Annotated in this window: 2 protein-coding genes; both read left to right on the plus strand. The window is 63.2% G+C overall.

The genetic code is table 11. From position 1 onward, the window contains the following. Positions 1–43 precede the first annotated feature (43 nt). The gene (locus tag E2C06_RS36600) at positions 44–358 is read left to right on the plus strand and encodes a hypothetical protein (RefSeq protein WP_165982923.1); all 315 of its coding nucleotides are present in this window, start codon (positions 44–46) and stop codon (positions 356–358) included. Positions 359–582: 224 nt separating this feature from the next. Beyond that, positions 583–786, plus strand: coding sequence for a hypothetical protein (locus tag E2C06_RS36605; RefSeq protein ID WP_133293406.1), 204 nt, complete (start codon positions 583–585; stop codon positions 784–786). The last annotated feature ends 277 nt before the right edge of the window (positions 787–1,063 follow it).

A 1,063-nucleotide genomic window follows, 5' to 3' on the forward strand; every position in this document is an offset into this window, starting at 1 on the left:
ACCCACAGGCCCATCAACGGCCAAATGATCTTCGATCTGCTTCATGGTGGATATCATCGTTCCGGTCTCTCCTCAGACAAATGGGTGTCCAGGGAAACCGGGGGCAGCTCAGCGATACATAACTCTCCATATGGAGATTGACGGAGTGCGGTACTGCCGCTTAGTCGAGACGGTAGTCCGGGCCAGCAAACACGCACTCCCTGCGGACGAGGCCGAGAGGGTCGTCGCCGGCAACGAGGCTGCAGACGACCTGATGCAGCAATGGGAGCGGCGTGCCGCCGAGCTGTGGGAGGAGCACGAGCTGGAGGCTGCCGAGCTTCGGAAGCAGGAAGCCAACACCCCGCCATCTGGCGGATAGATCGGCAGGCCATTCGTCGGTCAGCACACTCCCTGCGGCGTGGGGATAACCCCGTAGATCGTTAGGCTTACACCACTCCCCAGCTGGGGATGGTCCGCGCGCTCTCATTACGGACAGCATTCCCCAAACCGGAGATAAACCGCCGCTGTCGTCGGCTTGGCCGGCGTTGTTAGGACTTGTACAAGTCTAGCAGGGTATGGTGGTGCGCATAGGGAGGAACTACCATGCATACCATCATCATCGCCATGATCGCCACGCTCTCGCTGGGTTCGGCTCAGGCCGCCGATCCAGCTTCCAGCCAGGCGGCAATCGACGCCGCGGTAGCGGCTGCCGAGGCAGCCCTTGTGGCTGACTGTGCTGCGGCTAAGTATCCGACCATCGACCAGTGCCTGCGCGCCCGCAACGAGGCGACGCGCCGCAGCCGCTGACTTCCCCGCGGTAAGGGGATTAGCCCTAGAGCGATGGCGGCGCTTGGTGATTGCTCTGTTCCCCGCTCCGAGGATTGCCCGCCGTAGTGCGCTGAGCATGGCTCCGCGCTCCCCGATCCGGGGATAGCCCGTGGCCAAGCTCCTGGGCTGCTGTAAAGCGATGCCACTGTAGTGCGCCCGGTTGCTGAGACAGCTGGCTGCGCTATTCAGGCGGCCAAGGGTAGGTTGGCCGGTGGGCACTGAGCAAGGCTGCGTTGCTCGGCTCGGACCTGGTTCG

Source organism: Dankookia rubra, assembly GCF_004355005.1.
GTDB classification, from domain to species: Bacteria; Pseudomonadota; Alphaproteobacteria; order Acetobacterales; family Acetobacteraceae; genus Paracraurococcus; species Paracraurococcus ruber_A.